Source organism: Nesterenkonia marinintestina, from assembly GCF_025420485.1.
GTDB classification, from domain to species: Bacteria; Actinomycetota; Actinomycetes; order Actinomycetales; family Micrococcaceae; genus Nesterenkonia; species Nesterenkonia marinintestina.
Map to the genome: position 1 here is coordinate 34,456 of NZ_JAOEFD010000013.1, position 17,663 is coordinate 52,118.

Consider the following 17,663-nt stretch of genomic DNA (forward strand, 5'->3'; position numbering starts at 1 on the left):
GCCGCTCAGCCGGCGAGCGCCTCACGCACCCCGTGGGCCGTCGGGTTCGGCAGCACCGCGTCGGCGGCCTCACCCAGAGCCTCCAGGGTCGCCGCAGTGGGTGCGCCGATGGCCAGCACCCGGTGCGGCCGCAGCCGGGCGTCGCCGATCCCGGCCCACACCTCGGCGGCGGTCGAACTGGTGATGAGCACGACGTCCTCGGCTCGCAGGTCCTCGGGCCGCAGCGCGGCGCCGTCGTCGGGGATCAGCCGCCGGTCCGGGCTCAGCCGCGCGGCCTCCGGTCCGCAGCGCGCCACCGTCCGATAGGCGGGGACGTGGTCTACGCTCCACCCCTGATCGGTGAGGCCGGAGGCGAGATCGCTGCGGGCCTGGAGCGACTGCGGCAGCAGCGCCCGGGCGCTCGTCCGCGGTGGCGGCAGCTCCCGCAGGATCCCGGCGGCCGAGGCCTCGGCCTTCGGACTCCAGGTCTCGGTGAGGCCGGTGAGGTCCTCCAGCGCCAGCGCCGTACCCGCTCCGGTGACGACGACCCGCGTCGTCGGATCCGCGGCACCGTCCCACCCGGCCCGGCACAGGGCGCGCACCGTGTTGGCGGAGGTGAGCAGCAGCACCTCGTAGCGGCCCTCCCGCAGGGCGACGAGCCCGCGGCGCAGCTCGGCGTCGTCCTCGAGCACACGCTGTTCGGTCAGCGGCATGTGGGCGACCTGGTGCCCGGCGTCGAGGAGCTGGACCTCCAGGCGTCCGGCCGCCGCGCCGTCACGGGTGACCACGATCCGTCCCACAGTGCCCTCCTCCTGCGTGTCTGGTGTCGACGGCGGTCTCAGGTGTCGACGACGGTCTCAGGTGTCGACGACGTGGGCGAGCAGCCCGAAGTCCTCCGCCAGCAGCTGCTCGGCCACCGTGGCCCCCAGCTGGGCGGCCAGGGCGACGGCCGCGGCCCGCGGGGCCTCCGGTGTCATCTCCACACTCGCCTCGGCGGCCTGTGTGCGGGACCCGTCGGGCGCACAGACCTGGCTGTGCAGCCGCAGCACTCCCGCGACCTCGTCGAGCCTCGCCAGTCCGCCGATGGGAGCCGAACAGCCTGCGTTCAGGCGTGCGAGCATCGCCCGCTCGGCGGTGGTCTCCACGCGTGCGGCGAAGTCGTCGCACCGTTCCAGCGCCGGACCGAGCGGGGCCTCCGGTCCGGCCTCGGCGGCGCGGACCTCCACGGCCAAGGCCCCCTGACCGGGCGCGGGGAGCATGACCTCGGGGTCGACGAGTTCGGAGATCTGTGCGTCCAGCCCCAGCCGCTGCAGGCCTGCGCCGGCGAGCACGACGGCGTCGAGGTCGCCGCGGGCGGCGTCCGGAGCCTGCGTCGAGGTCTCCGCGGCGTCCTCCCGCCCACGGACGCGGGCCAACCGGGTGCCGACGTTCCCGCGGATGTCTATGACCTCGAGGTCGGGGCGGGCGGCCAGCAGCTGTGCCCTCCGTCGGGGGGAGCCTGTCCCGACCTTAGCGCCCTGCGGCAGCCGGTCCAGGGGCAGGTCGCCCGCGGAGCAGAGCGCGTCGCGGACCTCGGCCCGGACCGGGACCGCGGCGACGGAGAGTCCCTCGAGGTCCTTGGCGGGCAGGTCCTTCAGGGAGTGCACGGCGACGTCGCAGCGTCCGTCGAACAGGGCGCTGCGCAGCGCGGCGGCGAAGACCCCGGTGCCGCCCAGCTGCGACAGCGGCCCGGTGAGCACGTCGCCCTCGGACCTGATAGTGATCAGCTCGAAGTCCGCCCCGGAGTAGGCCGCGAGCGCCTCGGCCGCGCCGGTGGTCTGGGTCAGGGCGAGCCGGCTGCCGCGGGTGCCGACGAGGAAGCTCTCCATCAGCGCAGCGACTCCGGCGGGGTCACCTCGGCGTCCACCGCCGAGGTCGTCGGCTTGACGGTCCCGTCGCGCATGACCTTGGCGCAGCAGTTGGGCCGGCAGACGTCGAACCAGGGGCCCAGGTCCGTCATCCCGGCCCGCTCGGGCCGCTCATCGAGCTGGGCCAGCCGCTCGGAGACCATGTCCACCAGGCCGGCCACGAAGTCGCGGTGGGTGCCCGGGGTGTCCGTCCGCACGAAGCGGATGCCCAGCTCCTCTGCGGTCTCGGCGGCCTCGGTGTCGAGGTCCCAGATGACCTCCATGTGGTCGGAGACGAAGCCAAGCGGCACCACGACGGCGGCCTCGACCCCGTCGTCGGTGACCTTCTGCTCCATGGCGTCGGAGATGTCGGGCTCGAGCCACGGCACCGAGGGCGGTCCGGAGCGCGACTGGTAGACCAGCGACCAGCCGACGTCGGAGCCCTCCTCGACCATGGCCATGAGCAGCTCGGCGACGGCCAGGTGCTGGGCGGAGTAGACGTCGGAGCCGTTCTGCTCCCCCGGCTCCGCACCGGTCTGCTCCCGCAGCGCCTCGGCCAGAGGACGAGGCCCGGCCGCGGCGGCGTCGGCGTCGGGGATGGAGTGGGTGGCGAAGAACACGTGGGTCTTCTCGGCACCGACGGCGGCGACCATCTCCCGCAGGGCCTCGCTCAGGCTGGGCAGGAAGGAGCGGACGAAGCCGGGGTGGTCGAAGTACTGGCGCAGCTTGTCCACGGCCAGCTCGTCCTCCAGCCCGGTCTCCCGCAGGGCGACGCCGAAGTCCTCGCGGTACTGCCGGCAGGAGGAGTAGCTGGAGTAGGCGGAGGTGGTCACCGCGAGCACGCGGCGATGCCCGTCCCGACGGATCTCCCTCAGGGTCTCCGGGATGTAGGGGCTCCAGTTGCGGTTGCCCCAGTAGACCGGCAGGTCGATCCCGCGGGCGGACAGCTCCGCCTCCAGGGCGGCCTTCAGCTGACGGTTCTGCTCGTTGATGGGGCTCACCCCGCCGTGGGCGCGGTAGTGGGTGGCGACCTCTTCGAGGCGTTCGTCGGGGATCCCGCGTCCGCGGGTGACGTTGCGCAGGAACGGAAGGACGTCGTCCTGCCCCTCGGGTCCGCCGAAGGAGGCCAGCAGCACCGCATCGTAGTGCTTCGGGGCCATCACGCCGTAGGCGTCGTAGTCGGGGCCGGGCTCGGCCTGAGCACCGGGGATCGGGTCGGTCGGGCTCTGGACGGTCACTGCAGCACCTCGGCGATCTCGGCCGCGGACTTCAGCCGCCGGCCGGTGTAGAAGGGGGTCTCGTCACGGACGTGGTAGCGGGCCTCGGACTCCCGGAGGCGGCGCATCATGTCCACCAGGTCGGTCAGCTCCGGGGCCTCCAGTGCGAGCATCCACTCCCAGTCGTTCAGGGCGAAGGCGCTGGTGGTGTTGGCCAGCACGGTGGGGTACTCCTGGCCGAGCTGTCCGTGGTGGCGCAGCATCGCGCCGCGCTTGGCCGGGTCCATCAGGTACCAGTCGTAGGAGCGGTTGAACGGGTAGACCACCAGCCACTCCTCCGGGTCCGTGCCGAGGGCGAACGCCGGCACGTGGCGGGTGTTGAACTCGGCGGTGCGGTGGACGCCCATGGCCGAGAAGACGATGGTGGTCCCGGCCAGCAGACCGGTGCGGCGGAGCCGACGGAGCCCCGCCTGGAGGTCCTCGGCGGCGTGGCCGGTCAGCCACGTCATCACGTCGGCGTCGGCGCGCATCCCGGAGACGTCGTAGGTCCCGCGCAGGCTCACGCCCTGGGACTCGAGCTCCTCGACGAGCTCCTCGAACTCGTCGAAGTCCGCCCGGTCCCACGCCCCGACGCCCTCTCCCGAGCGGGCGAAGACCGTGTAGAGGGTGTAGTAGTCCAGCCCCGACTCGTTGACCTCGTCGGCGGTGCGCGTGGCGGTGCTGCCGTAGCTCATCGGATCCTCCGCGTTCGTCGTCGGCGGCCCGTCTTAGACCGCGGTGTCCAGCCTATCGCCGACGGTCGGCTCGGGTCGGCGGCTGCTTCTACATTGCGTAGAACTTCAGGCGTCCCCCGCGAGCATCCGCGCCGCCGTCTTCCGTGCATCGGGGACCACCCGAGAGAGCCCGGTGCCGGCGAACCAGGTGCCGACGGCGTGCAGCCGTTCGCCGTGGGGTCCGCGGCGGGCGGCCAGTCGACTGCGCAGCCGGGCCGCGCGTCCGGCGTGCTCGGGCCCGGAGAGCGGGACGGCGCGGCGCCATCGGACCACGTCGGCGTGGGTGACCGTCTCACCAAGCCCGGGGAGACCGAAGAGCTCGGCCACGTCCTCGGATGCGGCGGCGATGAGCTCCTCGTCGGTGCTGCGGGCCCCGGTGCGCTCTCCTCTGCCCGTCGCGGAGTCGCCGACCCGTCCGTAGGAGAGGCGCACCAGGTGCCTCGACGGCCCGAAGGCCTCGGCCGCCCAGGCCCATTTGGCGGTCACGTGCGTCATCGCCTTGGCCGCGACCGAGTCGACGGCCGGAGAGACGAGCATCCCCGTGCCGCGGGGAGCGGAATCGAGCGCCGGCGACTCCAGGACCATCGTCACCAGGGCGACCCCCGGCCCGAGGGCCTCCTCGGGGTCGTTCATCGGCCGGTCAGGCGACCCGCCGACTGACCCGTCGGTCCACGACAACCCGGCCAGTCGCGCCGCCTCAGGTCCGTCGACAGCGAGCACGATGTCATCGACCTCGGAGTCGTCACCTGTCACATCCGTCAGCGCTCGGACCCATGTGTCGGTACGGACGCTCACGCCCAGCTGGGCCAGTCGGTCGAGCAGGGCGCCGATCACCCCGTGCATCCCTCCCCGCAGGGAGCGGACCGCCGAACCGGCGGGGGCCTGGGCCCGACGGGCGGCCACCGCCCGGGCCAGCGAGCCCTCCCGGAGCATCAGGGAGACGAGTCCGGGGGCGACGGCCTCCACGTCGAGGTCGTCGGCGGCCGCCGAGTGCACGCCCGAGACGATCGGAGTCACCAGACGGTCGACGACGTCGGGGCCCATCCGGTCCGCCACGAGTTCGGCGAGGCTGATGCGGTCCTGACCGGCACCGACCGCCTCCCAGCGCTCCCTCCACTGCTCGGGCGACGACACCAGGTCCTCCGCGGCCCGCGCCGCCGCAGCCTCTCCGAGGAGCGCGACGACGTCGTCGGCGGTGGGATCGCCGGGGATGCCCAGCAGGCCGGTGGCCGGCAGCGGTGCGGCCAGCTCCGGGAGCTGCAGCCAGGCGCCGGCCGGGTTCGGAGTCACCAGACGATCGGCGAGGCCCAGCTCGTCGATCAGCCGCGCCACCGCCTCGGACTGGACGGCGAACGCCTCAGCACCGGCATCGGTGGGCAGCCCTCCGCGGTCCCGGGACGCGAGGGCTCCTCCGCAGGCCTCCTCGGCCTCGACGACGGTCACCTCGGCGCCGCCGACGGCGAGGTCGTAGGCGCACAGCAGCCCGGCGACTCCCCCACCGACCACCAGCACCCGGCGGGCGGGATCCGCCGCGGAGCCCCCGTGCCCCCGGCCCACCGTCAGGACTCCGCGCTGGGATCTTCGGCGGTCGGATCAGCAGGGCTGATCGAGTGGATGAGCTCCACCACTCGGGTGAGGACCTCCGGGTCCGCACTCGGCGGCACCCCGTGGCCCAGGTTCAGCACGTGGCCCGCGGCCCCCGAGCCGCCCTCGACGACCCGGCGCACGTGGTCCTCCAGCACCGAGGGGTCGGCGTCGAGCAGGGCCGGGTCGATGTTCCCCTGCAGCGGGGTCTCGGGTCCGAGGCGGCGGGTCGCCTCCGACAGCTCGATGCGGTAGTCGATGCCCAGCACGTCGGCTCCGGCCGAGCGCATCAGATCCAGGATCTCGCCCGTGCCGGTGCCGAAGTGCACCAGCGGAGCGCCCAGTCCGGCGACATGGTCGAACGCGGCCGCCGAATGCTGGTGCACGTGGTCGGCGTAGTCCGTGCGGCCGAGCGAACCCGCCCAGGAGTCGAAGAGCTGGGCCGCCGAGGCGCCGGCCTCGAGCTGGGCCCGCATGAACCGGCCCGAGACGTCGGCGGCCCAGGAGGCCAGCGCATGCCAGGTGTCCGGCTCGGCGTGCATCATGGTGCGCGGCCCCAGGTGGTCCCGCGACGGACGTCCCTCCACCATGTAGGCGGCGAGGGTGAACGGCGCGCCGGCGAAGCCGATCAGCGGCGTGCTGCCCAGCTGCTCGACCGTGCGTCCCACGGCCTCGGCGATGGGGGCGAAGGCGTCGTCGTCGAGCTCCGGCAGCGCCTCGACATCGGACCGAGAGCGCACCGGCGACCCCAGGACCGGGCCCACGTTGGGCACGATCTCCACGTCGACGCCGGCCAGTCGCAGCGGGATGACGATGTCGGAGAAGAAGATGGCGGCGTCGACGTCGTGGCGCCGCACCGGCTGCATGGTGATCTCGGAGGCCATCTCCGGGTCCAGGCAGGCGTCGAGCATCGAGGTGCCCTCACGCAGGCGGCGGTACTCCGGCAGCGAACGGCCGGCCTGCCGCATGAACCACACCGGTCGGCGGCTCGGCGCCGCCGGCGCTCCGGAGGAGTCCCGGGAGCCGCGGTACTGGTTCAGCAGCGCGGAGTCGGCGGTCCTCCCCGATCTCAGCGGATGATCTGCGGGCAGGGTGGTCTCAGCCGTCGAAGATGCCATGCCACGATTCTGCCTGCTCGCTCGACAAGTTGTAGAATCGGCATCGTCGTGGCACTTTTCTCACTGGTGGCAACCCACGCCGACCTCGATCTCGAGACGCTCGGCCGGATGAGTTCAGGAGCGGCCGACGTGGCCGGCTCCGTAGACCTGCCTGCCGTCACGCTGGCGACCTGCAACCGCCTGGAGATCTACGCGGAGACCGCCACCGAGGACCCGGCCGAGATCGACGCGGCCCGCACCCGTCTGCTCGACGCCGTGGCCCGGGAGTCGGAGCTCACCCACGACGTCATCGCCTCCTCCTTCCGCACACTGTCCGAGGACGAGGCCGTCACCCACCTCTTCGAGGTCGGCGCGGGCCTCGACTCCGCCGTCGTCGGCGAGCGTGAGATCGCCGGCCAAGTGCGCCGCTCACTGACGGAGGCCCAGAGCGCCGGCACCGCCTCGGGCACCCTGACCAAGCTGTTCGAGTCCGCCACCCGCACGGCCAAGGAGGTCGGGACCCGCACCGCGCTGGGCTCCCGGGGACGCTCCATCGTGTCCGTGGCCCTCGACGTCGCCGGAGACATGCACCCGGACCCGGCCGCGTTCTACCGCGACGCCTCGGTGGTGCTGGTGGGCACCGGCGCCTACGCCGGCACCTCCCTGGTCCAGCTGCACGAGCGCGGCGTGCGCGACATCGGCGTGTTCTCCGGATCCGGGCGTGCCGAGCAGTTCGTCGCCGAGCGCGGCGGCGCCGCCGCACTGCGGATGGAGGACCTCTCGGAGGCCTTCGCCCGCGCCGACGTCGTCATCGGATGCTCCGGCGGCAGCCGGCGGATCAGCGCCCGTGAGATGAGCACCCTCACCGGGATCCGACCCGGACAGGACCCGACCCGCGAGCTGACGGTCATCGACCTGGCCCTCTCCCACGACTTCACCCCGGACGTCGCCGACCTTCCCGGGGTCGAGCTCATCACCCTGGAGTCGGTGAAGGTCGCCGCCCCCGACGAGGCCCAGGCCTCGCTGGAGCAGGCCCGCGAAGTGGTGCGCGCCGCCGTCGGCGAGTACCAGGCCGAACGGGCCGCCCGCAGCGCCGACGACGCGATCGTCGCCCTGCGCAGGCACACCCTCTCGCTGCTGGACGACGAGATGGAGCGCATCCGCGCCCAGCACGGCTGCACCGCGGCCTCCCAAGAGGTGGAGTTCGCCGTGCGCCGTCTGGTGCGGAAGCTGCTGCACACTCCGACGGTGCGTGCTCGGGAGCTGGCCGCCGACGGCCGCGGTCAGGACTATGTGCGGGCACTGGAGGACGTCTTCGGACTCGAGGTCACGCCTCGGGAGAAGCCGGAGCGCTCGGCTCCGGCCAAGCGCCGCCGCCTCGAGGAGTTCGACGCCGCGGAGCTCGCCCAGATGGCGGCCTACCTGCAGCAGGTGCCCGACGGCGGGTTCTGCCGGCACCACAGCACCGGCGAGTTCCGGGTCGAGCGGCTCGACGTCGCCCGCGGCCTGGGCCGCCGCGCCTCCTGAGCCCGGTCTCACCGCTCCCCTTCCCCGCTTCCCCGCGCCTCTCCGGTCTCCCCTCCCTGCCACCCGTCTCGACCCCCCTTCACGATGACTCTGGAGTTCGTGCTGCTCTGAGCCCGATTCGGGCGTCAGAACGACACGAACTCCAGAGTCATCGGTGGGGTGGGGCGGTTCGGGTGGGGCGGCTCGGGTGGGGGCAGGACCGGGCGGCCGAGCGGGGAGCGTGCCCTCAGTCGACGAGGCCCTCGGACTCGAGCCAGTCGCTCGCCACCTCGGACGGGTCGGACTGGTCGTCCACCGACTGGGTGTTCATCTCCAGCAGCGCCTCCTGGTCCAGGGCCGCTGAGAGCTCGTCGAGGGCGGCCCGGGCGTCGTCGTCGACGGCGTCGGAGACGATGGGCACCACCTGCTGCGGCAGGATCAGATCCTCCGGGTCCTCGAGCACCACCAGGTCGTTCTCCTCGATGGCGGGATCCGCGGTGTAGATGTCGGCCACCTGCACCTCCCCGTCGGTGAGGGCGTTGACCGTGAGGGGCCCGCCCGAGTCCTCCACGGCGTTGAGCGTCAGCTCCACCCCGTAGACCTCCTCGACCCCGTCCGGACCGTAGGGCCGGGTCTGGAACTCGGAGTTCGCCGCGACCGAGAGGTCCTCGTCGACGTCGGCCAGGTCGCCTATCTCGGTCAGATCGTGCTCCTCGGCGAACTCGGCGGTGACCGTGTAGCTGTCCTGGTCGGTGGCCTCGGCGGGCTCCAGGGCGGTCAGGCCCTCCGGCATCGCGTCCTCGAGGTCGGAGGCCACCTCCTCGGAGTCGGAGGCCTCCGACTCCGAGTCCAGGTACTCCAGGAAGTTGCCGGTGTATTCGGGGAAGACGTCGATGGAGCCGTCCTCCATCTCCGGGACATAGACCTCGCGCTGCCCGATCTCGAACTCCCGCTCGACCTCATAGCCCTGATCCTCCAGAACCTGGGCGTAGGCCTCGGCGATGATCGTATTCGAGTAGTACTGCTGCGAGCCGACCACCAGGGTGCCGCCGTCCTCGTCCGCGTCACCGCCCTCGCCGCCGCCCATCGGGTCGTCGGTGCCGCAGGCCGTGAGCAGCAGCAGGGCGGCGGCACCCAGGCCGAGCCCACGTCCCGCGCCCCGGAGGCGAGCCGGTCGGAGGCCGGCGGTGGGGACCCCGACGGGCCGGGTTCGACGGATCTCTGCGGAGATGTGACTCATGATGTTCCTCTCAGGGCGCGGCGCAGCACTCGCTGGACCAGGGCGAAGACGACCTCCAAGGTGATCGCCAGGACGATGACCACCAGGGAGGCGGCCAGGAGCAGGGGGTAGTCGTAGGTCCGCAGACCCAGGAACAGGGGCGCGCCGAGTCCGCCGGAGCCGACGTAGGCGGCCAACGTCGCCGTCGCGACGACCTGCAGCACCGCCAGCCGCAGACCACCGATGATGATCGGCAGACCGAGGGGGACCTCCACCTTCCACAGCACCTGCCAGGTGCTCATCCCCTGCGCGGAGGCGGCGTCGACCACCGGGGCGTCGACCGACCCCACCCCGGAGTAGGCGCCCGCCAGGATGGAGGGCACGGCGAGGATCACCAGGGCGACCATCGGGGCGGTCAGCCCGAGTCCGGCGAACAGGGCGACCAGGGTGATCAGACCCAGGGTCGGCAGGGCACGCACCACACCGGTGATCATCACCGCCGGACCCCGGCCCACCCCGGAGTGGCCGACGGCCAGCCCGATCGGCAGGGCGATCAGCGCGGCCAGGGCGACGGCCAGCCCGGTGTACTGCAGGTGCTGCAGCAGCCGCGCCCCCATGCCGGTGGCCCCGGTCCAGGTCTCCGGAGTCAGCAGCAGCTCGACGGCCTCGATCAGCTGGTTCATCGGCCCCGCCCCCGTCCGACGGGCCCCGCCGAGGTCCGGGCGGTCTGCGTCCACGGCATCAGCAGACGGCCCAGCAGCACCAGCAGCAGGTCCATGAGCAGCGCGAGGAGCGCCGTGGCGAGGATCCCGATGACGATGGAGGCCACGATGCTGCGCTGGAACCCGTCGGTGAACAGCGAGCCGAGGGACTGCACGCCCAGCACCGCGCTCACCGAGACCAGGCTGATGGTGCTCACACTGACCACCCGCAGCCCGGCCAGCATCGCCGGACCGGCCAGCGGCAGATCCACTCCGATGAAGCGTCGCCACGGGGAGAAGCCCTGCGCCGTGGCCGAGAGCCGGATGTGTTCGGGCACCGCCGCCAGTCCGTCGGCCGCCGAGCGCACCATCAGCGAGATGCCGAACAGCGTCAGTGCGACCACCACGTTGATCATGTCCCGGACACCGGTGCCCAGGATGATCGGCAGCACGATGAACAGCGGCAGCGAGGGCATGGCGTAGAGGAGCCCGGTGCCGGAGACGATGACCTCACGCAGCGGACGCAGACGGTTGGCGGCCGCGGCGATCGGCACCGAGACCAGCAGCGAGGCCAGGATGGCCGGAAGGCTGAGGCGCAGGTGTTCGAAGGTCAGCATCAGCACACGGTCCGAGTGGTTCAGGCCCCACCGGACCCAGTCGAGGATCTCCACCACGCTCAGCCCCGCGGCTCCGAGGACCCCTCGGGCGGGTCCTCCAGCACGCCGACGGGTCGCCCGCCGCCGTCGACGACGGTGTGCCCGCCTCCGGGACGCGGCACGGTCTGCAGGCTGCGCCGACCGGAGTCGACTCCGAGGAACTGCGCCACGAAGTCGTCGGCCGGGGCCTCCACGATCTCCTGAGCCGTCCCCACCTGGGCCACCTCTCCCCCGGTCTTCAGGACCACGATCTGGTCGCCCAGGGCCAGCGCCTCGTCGATGTCGTGGGTGACGAACATGATGGTCTTCTCCACCTCGGTCTGGATCCGCCGCAGCTCGCGCTGCAGCTCCATCCGGACCAGCGGGTCGACCGCACCGAACGGTTCGTCCATGAGCAGGATGTTCGGATCCGAGGCCAGGCCGCGGGCGACGCCGACGCGCTGCTGCTGGCCCCCGGAGAGCTGGCCGGGGTACCGGGAGGCCAGTGCGGCGTCGAGGCCGACGAGCTCCATGAGCTCATGGGCCCTGCTGTGCGCCTCCCGCTTCGAGACCCCGTTGAGGCGTGGGACGGTGGCGATGTTGTCGATCACCCGGCGGTGCGGAAGCAGCCCCGAGTTCTGCATGACGTAGCCGATGCGGCGCCGCAGGGCCACGGGCGGGACGGAGGCGAGGTCCTCGTCGTCGATGAGCACCTGCCCGGAGGAGGGGTCGACCATCCGGTTGACCATGCGCAGCAGGGTGGTCTTGCCGCAGCCCGAGGAGCCGAGCAGCACCGTGGCGGTGTGTGAGGGCACGGTGAGGCTGAAGTCCTCCACGGCGGTCGTCCCGTCGGGGTAGGTCTTGGCCACATGGCGGAATTCGATCATGGTTCCGTCCGAAACTCCTGGTCAGCGGGCATTCGCAGTGCTCCCACGATCTCGTGCGGGCGGGGTTCCACCGAGCGTACGGGTCACGGGCGCCGATGGGAAGCCGGCCCCCGCTCACGGACGGCGCAGCACCTGGGCATGTGCGCCCAGCCGCCGCTCCATGACCTCGATCGCCTGAGCGGAGGAGTCGATGCACACGAACCGTCGGTCGGTCTCGACGGCGGCGGCGCCGAGGGTTCCGGACCCGGCGAAGAAGTCGAGCACCCAGTCTCCGGGCCGCGAGGAGGCCTGGACCATGCGGCGCACCAGTCCCACCGGCTTCTGCGTGGGATAGCCGGTGCGCTCACGTCCGGTGGGCGAGACGATCGTATGCCACCACACGTCGGTGGGCAGCTTGCCGCGGGCGGCCTTCTCCGCGGTCACCAGCCCCGGGGCCATGTACGGCTCGCGGTCCACCGCCTCGGCGTCGAAGTGGTAGTCCCGAGCGTCCTTCACGTAGACGAGGATGGTCTCGTGCTTGGTGGGCCAGCGCCGCCGGGAGCGACCGCCGTAGTCGTAGGCCCAGATGATCTCGTTGAGGAAGCAGTCACGGCCGAACAGGGCGTCGAGCATGACCTTGACGTAGTGCACCTCGCGATAGTCCAGATGCAGGTACAGCGTCCCGGTGCGGTGGAGCAGCCGGTGGGCCTCGACGATCCGCGGATGCAGGAACTCCCAGTAGTCGGCGAAGGTGTCGTCGTACTGGGCCAGGGTCTCCCGCACTGTGTGGTAGCTGCGCCCGGCGAAGCCCACCCGATTCCCGTCGCCCTCGGGACGACGCTCGTTGGTGGTGCGCACCCGCCGTTGGGCGCGGCCGGTGTTGAACGGCGGATCCAGGTAGATCATCGCGAACGACCCGTCCGGAAGGGATCCCAGGTGTTCGAGGTTGTCCCCCTCGATGACCAGGGACCCGCCGGACGGGTCGAAGACGGCGGAACGTGAGCTCACTGACGGGTCGGGACCGGCCGGAGCCTCAGGACTCCGAGCGGTTGACGCGACGACGCCGACGACGCCGGCCGCCCTGGGAGCCGCCGCCCTGGGAGCCGCCGCGCTGCTGACCGTCGTCGCCGTTCTGACCGTTGCGGCCGCCCTGTCCGCGCTGGCCGCCCTTCTGGCCGCCGCCGGATCCGCCGGAGCGTCCGCGGCCGCCTCCCGAGCGACCGCCGCCCGAGCGACCGCCGCCGTCCTCGCCGCCGCGGCCGCCGCGCTTCTCGTCCCCGGGTCCTCCCAGGTCCTCGAGCTCCTCGTCGGCCAGTCCGGTCTTCGAGCGCTTGTGGCGCGGAAGCCGCCCCTTGGTGCCCTTCGGGATGTCCAGGTCCTCGAAGAGGTGCGGCGAGGAGGAGTAGGTCTCCGCCGGCTCAGGCTGGCCGAGGCCGAGCGCCCGGTCGATCAGCTTCCACTTCGGCACGTCCTCCCAGTCCACGAAGGTCACCGCGGTGCCTTTCTGGCCGGCGCGGCCGGTGCGGCCGACCCGGTGGAGGTAGGTCTTCTCGTCGTCCGGGCAGTTGAAGTTCACCACGTGGGTCACGTCGGTGACGTCGATGCCTCGTGCGGCGACGTCTGTGGCGACCAGGACGTCGATCTTCTCGTTGCGGAACGCCCGCAGCGCCTGCTCGCGCGCTCCCTGGCCGAGGTCGCCGTGGATGGCGCCGGCGGCGAACCCGCGGGAGATCAGCTCCCCGGAGAGCTTGTCGGCCTGCCGCTTGGTGCGGGTGAAGATGATGGTGCGTCCGCGGCCCTCGGCCTGGAGCAGCCGGGCGACGATCTCGTCCTTGTCGAGCTGGTGGGCCCGATAGACGACCTGACGGATGTCCTTCTTCGTCACGCCCTCGTCGGTGGGGTCGGCCGCCCGGATGTGCGTCGGCTTGGTCATGTAGCGCCGGGCCATCGAGACCACGGGACCCGGCATGGTCGCCGAGAACAGCATGGTCTGACGGACCGTGGGCACCGCCGCCAGCAGCGTCTCCACATCGGGGAGGAAGCCGAGGTCGAGCATCTCGTCGGCCTCGTCGAGGACCACGATCTCCACGTTGGAGAGCTTGAGGTGACGCTGCCGGTGCAGGTCGATCAGTCGCCCGGGCGTGCCCACGACGATCTCGACGCCGCGGTTCAGCTCCTCGATCTGGGGCTCGTAGGCCCGTCCGCCGTAGATGGTGGAGATGCGGATGCCGCGGCGGGCGCCGGCGACCTTCAGGTCTCCGGCCACCTGGACGGCGAGCTCACGGGTCGGTGTGACGATCAGCGCCTGCGGCGCGCCGGGGACCGGAAGCTCCGAGAAGCCGTCGTCGTCGGGGGTGACCACCCGCTGGACCGCGGGGATGCCGAAGCCCAGCGTCTTGCCGGTTCCGGTCTTGGCCTGGCCGATAATGTCGTAGCCGCCCAGGGCGATGGGCAGGGTCTCGGCCTGGATGGGGAAGGGGCTGGTGATGCCCCTGTCCTCGAGCGCCGCCACGATCTCCGGGCGGACGTCGAAGTCGGCGAAGCTCACCGTGTTCTCTTCAGTCATAGATTCTTTCATTCGGCGACCGCGGCGAATCCCACGGTCTGCTTGGTGTTGGAGCCGATCTCCACGTATCCGATGGTGGACGCCGGCACGACCACGCGCTTGTCCCGGCGGTCGGTCAGTGTCAGCAGGGTCTTTTCGCCCTCGAGCACCTCGGCGACGGCCTTCTCGACGTCCTCGGCCGAGGCCTCGGTGTCGACGACCAGCTCTCGCGTCACGTGCTGGACACCAATGCGTACTTCCATGCCACTCCTTGTGAACGGGCGGGGCACACAGCGGTGCACCCCTGCAGATCGGTGGGTTCGTTCCTGTCCCCGATACTACCCACTGGCCCCCCACGACGCCGAGACGACGCCGCAACGACGTCGCGACGACGCCTGGACGACGATCAGATGCGGTCCGGCCGGCTCCTCAGGCGGAGGACCCGGCCGGGGGCGCCTCGGCGTCGAGCGGGAATCCCGAGATCCCCCGCCAGGCCAGTCGGGCGGTGATCTCCGAGGAGACCTCCATGTCCGGACGCTCAGAGAGGCTGATCCAGTGGCGGGCGGAGGTGACCGCCATCCCGATCAGCCCGTGTCCGAGCATGCGGGCGGCCACCATCGGCTGCCCGGTGTCCTCGGCGATGACCTCGGCGATCGCGTGGGCTACCGCGTCGAAGAACCGGCTAAGGCGCAGCTCGACCTCTTCGTCGTTGTCCATCCCGGAGGTGAACAGCAGCCGGTACGCCTCGTCCTTCCGGGCGATGAACTCGTAGAACGCCGAGACCGTGCCGGTCACGCGCTCCTTGTTGTCGTCGGTGCGCTCCAGGGCCTCGGTCAGCATCGCCTGCAGCTGGTCGAGGTGGGTGCCCAGCAGGTCGAGGAACAGCTCCCGCTTGCCCGGGAAGTGCTGGTAGAGGACCGGCTTGGAGACGCTGGCGACGTCGGCGATCTCATCCATCGAGGCGCCGTAGTAGCCCTTGGCCACGAAGACCTGCAGCGCGCAGTCCAGCAGCTGGCGCCTCCGCTGCTCCCGCGGCAGACGCTTGGCCCGCCCGTTCGGGGCGGTGGGCGCGGCCTGCTGGTCCTGACTCATCGGTCACAAGTGTACGAGACGGCACCGGAGGGCGGGACCATATCGGCGGCGCGCCGAAGGTGGGCGGACGGCGGGATCAGGCCCCCGCCTGGTCGATCAGCGCCTGCACCGTCTCCGGGTCCGTGGTGTTCTCCCCGATCACGTTCGGCTTGCCGGCCCCGTGGTAGTCCGAGGACCCGGTGACCAGCAGGTCGTGGCGTGCGGCGAAGCGGAGCAGGAACTTCCTGCCCGACTCCGGGTTGTCCCGGTGGTAGACCTCGACGCCGGCCAGTCCCGCACGGACGAAGGACTCGAGCTGCTCCTCGGAGACGGTGCGCCCGCGGGAGTCGGCCATGGCATGGGCGATCACCGGCACTCCCCCGGCCTCTCGGACCAGTCGGACGGCGCGGGTGGTCCCGATGTTCCGCTGGAAGACGTAGTACGGGGAGTGCTTGTGCAGCAGCCGGTCGAAGGCCTCCTGCCGATCGCCGACGACTCCCCGGCTGACCAGGGCGTCGGCCAGGTGGGGGCGTCCGACGGTGGCGCCCTCGGCGATCTGCGCGGCGACGTCGTCCCAGGTGATCGGGAAGTCCTCCGAGAGCCGTTCGGCCATCCGGCGTGCCCGCTCGGTGCGCCCGTCGCGCGCATCGGCGATGGCGTCCCGCAGACCCGGATGGTCCGGGTCGTGGAGGTAGCTGAGCAGGTGGACGCTGATGCCGTCGTCGGTGAGGGTGGTGATCTCGGTGCCCGGCAGGAACTGCATCCCCAGCTCCTCGGCCGCCAGCGCGGCCTCGGTCCACCCCGCCGTGGTGTCGTGGTCGGTGAGCGCCAGACCCGTCAGCCCGGCGCGCGCCGCCTCGGCGACGACGTCGGCGGGACGCTCTGTGCCGTCGGAGATCAGCGAATGGGTGTGCAGGTCCACGCTCATGCTCCTCACTGTATCCTCACAGCTTCCGCGCACCCTGTGAGGGGCCCTCCGGGTGCATGATTGACTGGGCACCATGACTTCAGAGCAGACCGGCGCAGAGGACCAGCAGAAGCTCCAGGACAGGGGTGAGAACCGCTCTCAGCGGCCCACCTCGGAGGCGTTCAAGGCGTTCATGGCCTCCGACTGGGCCCAGGACGACCGCCCGGAGCCGACCCGGGACGAGGTCGCCGACTACGCCGCCCGGCGCCGCCGCCTCGTCTCGGAGCGCTTCCCCGGCGAGCGTCTTGTCATCCCGGCCGGACCGCTGAAGGTCCGCTCCAACGACACCGACTACCGCTTCCGGCCCCACTCGGCCTTCGCCCACCTCACGGGACTGGGACTGGACCATGAGCCCCACGCCACCCTGGTCTTCGAACCGACCGAGCCCGGCGAGGGCGACGACGGCGGCGACCACGCCTGCACCCTGTACTTCAAGCCGACCGCGGGCCGGGACACCGAGGAGTTCTACGCCGACGCCCGCTACGGCGCGTTCTGGATCGGCGAGCGCCCGACGCTGGGCGAGTTCCGCGGCCGACTGGGGCTGCGCACGGCGCCGGTCGACGAGCTGGAGGTCGCGGTCACCAAGGACGCCGGCGCGGTCGAGGTCGGCGGCACCCGGATCCGTCTGCTGCGGGAGGTCGACCTCGACGTCGAGGCCCTGGTGGACACCTCTCGGATCAACACCGGAGTGGACCTCGAGGCGTCAGACTCGCTGGACGCGGAGCTGACCGAGTTCGTCTCCGAGATCCGCCTGGTCAAGGACGGGTGGGAGCTCGAGCAGCTCCGCGGCTCGGCCGAGGCGACGATGCGCGGATTCGCCGACGTCGTCGCCGCACTCCCCTCGGCGGTGGGCCACCGGCGGGGCGAACGGATCGTCGAGGGCGCATTCTTCGCCCGGGCGCGCCTGGAGGGCAACGACCTCGGATACGACACCATCGCCGCCTCCGGGAACAACGCCACGGTCCTGCACTGGATCCGCAACACCGGTGAGGTCCGCGAGGGGGACCTGCTGCTGCTCGACGCCGGCGTGGAGGCCGACTCGCTCTACACCGCCGACATCACCCGCACCCTGCCGGTCAGCGGCACGTTCTCCGAGGTGCAGCGGAGGGTCTATCAGGCGGTGCTCGACGCCGCCGACGCCGCGTTCGACGTGGTCCGCCCGGGGGTGCGGTTCCGGGAGATCCATCAGGCCGCGGTGCGCGTGCTGGCCGAGCGGCTCGACGAGTGGGGCCTGCTGCCCGCGCCGCTGGAGGAGGTCCTCAGCGAATCGGGCCAGCACCACCGTCGGTGGATGCCGCACGGGACCTCCCACCACCTGGGCCTCGACGTCCACGACTGCGCCCAGGCCAAGAGAGAGCTGTACCTCGACGGCGTGCTCGAGGAGGGCATGGTCTTCACCATCGAGCCGGGCCTGTACTTCAAGAAGGAGGACCTGGCCGTGCCGGAGGAGTACCGCGGCATCGGTGTGCGCATCGAGGACGACGTGGTGGTCACCGCCGACGGATACGAGAACCTGTCCCGGGACCTGCCGCGCACCCCCGACGCCGTCGAGGCGTGGATGCGGGACATCTGGGCCGACCGCGGCTGACCGACGGTCCGCACCTCATCGGTGCGCCG

17 protein-coding genes are annotated in these 17,663 nt (G+C 71.8%); 2 read left to right on the top strand and 15 right to left on the bottom strand.

Translation table 11 applies throughout. The features are described 5' to 3' along the window. Positions 1-5: 5 nt before the first annotated feature. The 6 genes from N7E59_RS10075 to hemE form a co-directional block, all read right to left on the bottom strand. The gene (locus N7E59_RS10075) at positions 6-779 is read right to left on the bottom strand and encodes a uroporphyrinogen-III synthase (RefSeq protein ID WP_261624805.1); all 774 of its coding nucleotides are present in this window, start codon (positions 777-779) and stop codon (positions 6-8) included. A 57-nt stretch (positions 780-836) separates the two neighbouring features. Further along, the gene (gene hemC, locus N7E59_RS10080; RefSeq protein WP_261624806.1) at positions 837-1,847 is read right to left on the bottom strand and encodes a hydroxymethylbilane synthase; all 1,011 of its coding nucleotides are present in this window, start codon (positions 1,845-1,847) and stop codon (positions 837-839) included. Then, entirely contained in the window at positions 1,847-3,025 is a 1,179-nt protein-coding gene (locus N7E59_RS10085) for a ferrochelatase (protein ID WP_261624844.1), read from the bottom strand. The genes hemC and N7E59_RS10085 overlap by 1 nt, the downstream gene beginning before the upstream one ends. Before the next feature lie 74 nt (positions 3,026-3,099). Beyond that, on the bottom strand, positions 3,100-3,816 hold the full coding sequence (hemQ, locus tag N7E59_RS10090) for a hydrogen peroxide-dependent heme synthase (RefSeq protein WP_261624807.1): 717 nt from the start codon (positions 3,814-3,816) through the stop codon (positions 3,100-3,102). A gap of 105 nt (positions 3,817-3,921) precedes the next feature. Then, a complete protein-coding gene (locus N7E59_RS10095) occupies positions 3,922-5,412 on the bottom strand; it encodes a protoporphyrinogen/coproporphyrinogen oxidase (protein WP_315943017.1) in 1,491 nt (496 codons plus the stop codon). Between the two features lie 2 nt (positions 5,413-5,414). Beyond that, positions 5,415-6,557, bottom strand: a complete 1,143-nt coding sequence (gene hemE, locus N7E59_RS10100; protein ID WP_261624808.1) for a uroporphyrinogen decarboxylase — start codon at positions 6,555-6,557, stop codon at positions 5,415-5,417. A 48-nt stretch (positions 6,558-6,605) separates the two neighbouring features. On the opposite strand from hemE, the gene N7E59_RS10105 reads away from it, so the two are divergent. Next, positions 6,606-8,063, top strand: a complete 1,458-nt coding sequence (locus N7E59_RS10105; RefSeq protein ID WP_261624809.1) for a glutamyl-tRNA reductase — start codon at positions 6,606-6,608, stop codon at positions 8,061-8,063. Between the two features lie 226 nt (positions 8,064-8,289). Here the strand turns inward: N7E59_RS10105 and N7E59_RS10110 are convergent, their stop codons facing one another. The 9 genes from N7E59_RS10110 to N7E59_RS10150 all read right to left on the bottom strand — a co-directional run bounded on the left by N7E59_RS10110 (position 8,290) and on the right by N7E59_RS10150 (position 16,007). Beyond that, complete coding sequence (locus N7E59_RS10110) at positions 8,290-9,282, bottom strand: ABC transporter substrate-binding protein (RefSeq protein ID WP_261624810.1); 993 nt, start codon at positions 9,280-9,282, stop codon at positions 8,290-8,292. Continuing rightward, positions 9,279-9,998, bottom strand: coding sequence for an ABC transporter permease (locus tag N7E59_RS10115; protein WP_315943018.1), 720 nt, complete (start codon positions 9,996-9,998; stop codon positions 9,279-9,281). Before N7E59_RS10115 ends, N7E59_RS10110 begins: the two co-directional genes overlap by 4 nt. Then, entirely contained in the window at positions 9,941-10,636 is a 696-nt protein-coding gene (locus N7E59_RS10120) for an ABC transporter permease (protein ID WP_261624811.1), read from the bottom strand. The genes N7E59_RS10115 and N7E59_RS10120 overlap by 58 nt, the downstream gene beginning before the upstream one ends. Before the next feature lie 2 nt (positions 10,637-10,638). Further along, entirely contained in the window at positions 10,639-11,484 is an 846-nt protein-coding gene (locus N7E59_RS10125) for an ABC transporter ATP-binding protein (RefSeq protein ID WP_261624812.1), read from the bottom strand. A 114-nt stretch (positions 11,485-11,598) separates the two neighbouring features. Next, positions 11,599-12,471 carry a DNA-methyltransferase gene (locus N7E59_RS10130; RefSeq protein WP_261624813.1) on the bottom strand — a complete coding sequence of 291 codons (873 nt, stop codon included), beginning with the start codon at positions 12,469-12,471 and terminating at the stop codon, positions 11,599-11,601. Positions 12,472-12,496: 25 nt separating this feature from the next. Then, entirely contained in the window at positions 12,497-14,041 is a 1,545-nt protein-coding gene (locus N7E59_RS10135; protein ID WP_261624814.1) for a DEAD/DEAH box helicase, read from the bottom strand. Next, positions 14,038-14,271, bottom strand: coding sequence for a DUF3107 domain-containing protein (locus N7E59_RS10140; protein WP_261624815.1), 234 nt, complete (start codon positions 14,269-14,271; stop codon positions 14,038-14,040). Before N7E59_RS10140 ends, N7E59_RS10135 begins: the two co-directional genes overlap by 4 nt. 166 nt (positions 14,272-14,437) lie before the next feature. After that, positions 14,438-15,100 (bottom strand): TetR/AcrR family transcriptional regulator, encoded by a 663-nt coding sequence (locus tag N7E59_RS10145; protein ID WP_261624816.1) that lies wholly within the window; start codon positions 15,098-15,100, stop codon positions 14,438-14,440. A 76-nt stretch (positions 15,101-15,176) separates the two neighbouring features. Next, complete coding sequence (locus N7E59_RS10150; RefSeq protein ID WP_261624817.1) at positions 15,177-16,007, bottom strand: PHP domain-containing protein; 831 nt, start codon at positions 16,005-16,007, stop codon at positions 15,177-15,179. Between the two features lie 73 nt (positions 16,008-16,080). Between N7E59_RS10150 and N7E59_RS10155 the strand changes: the two genes are divergently transcribed. Next, a complete protein-coding gene (locus tag N7E59_RS10155; RefSeq protein ID WP_261624818.1) occupies positions 16,081-17,634 on the top strand; it encodes an aminopeptidase P family protein in 1,554 nt (517 codons plus the stop codon). Positions 17,635-17,663: the final 29 nt, after the last annotated feature.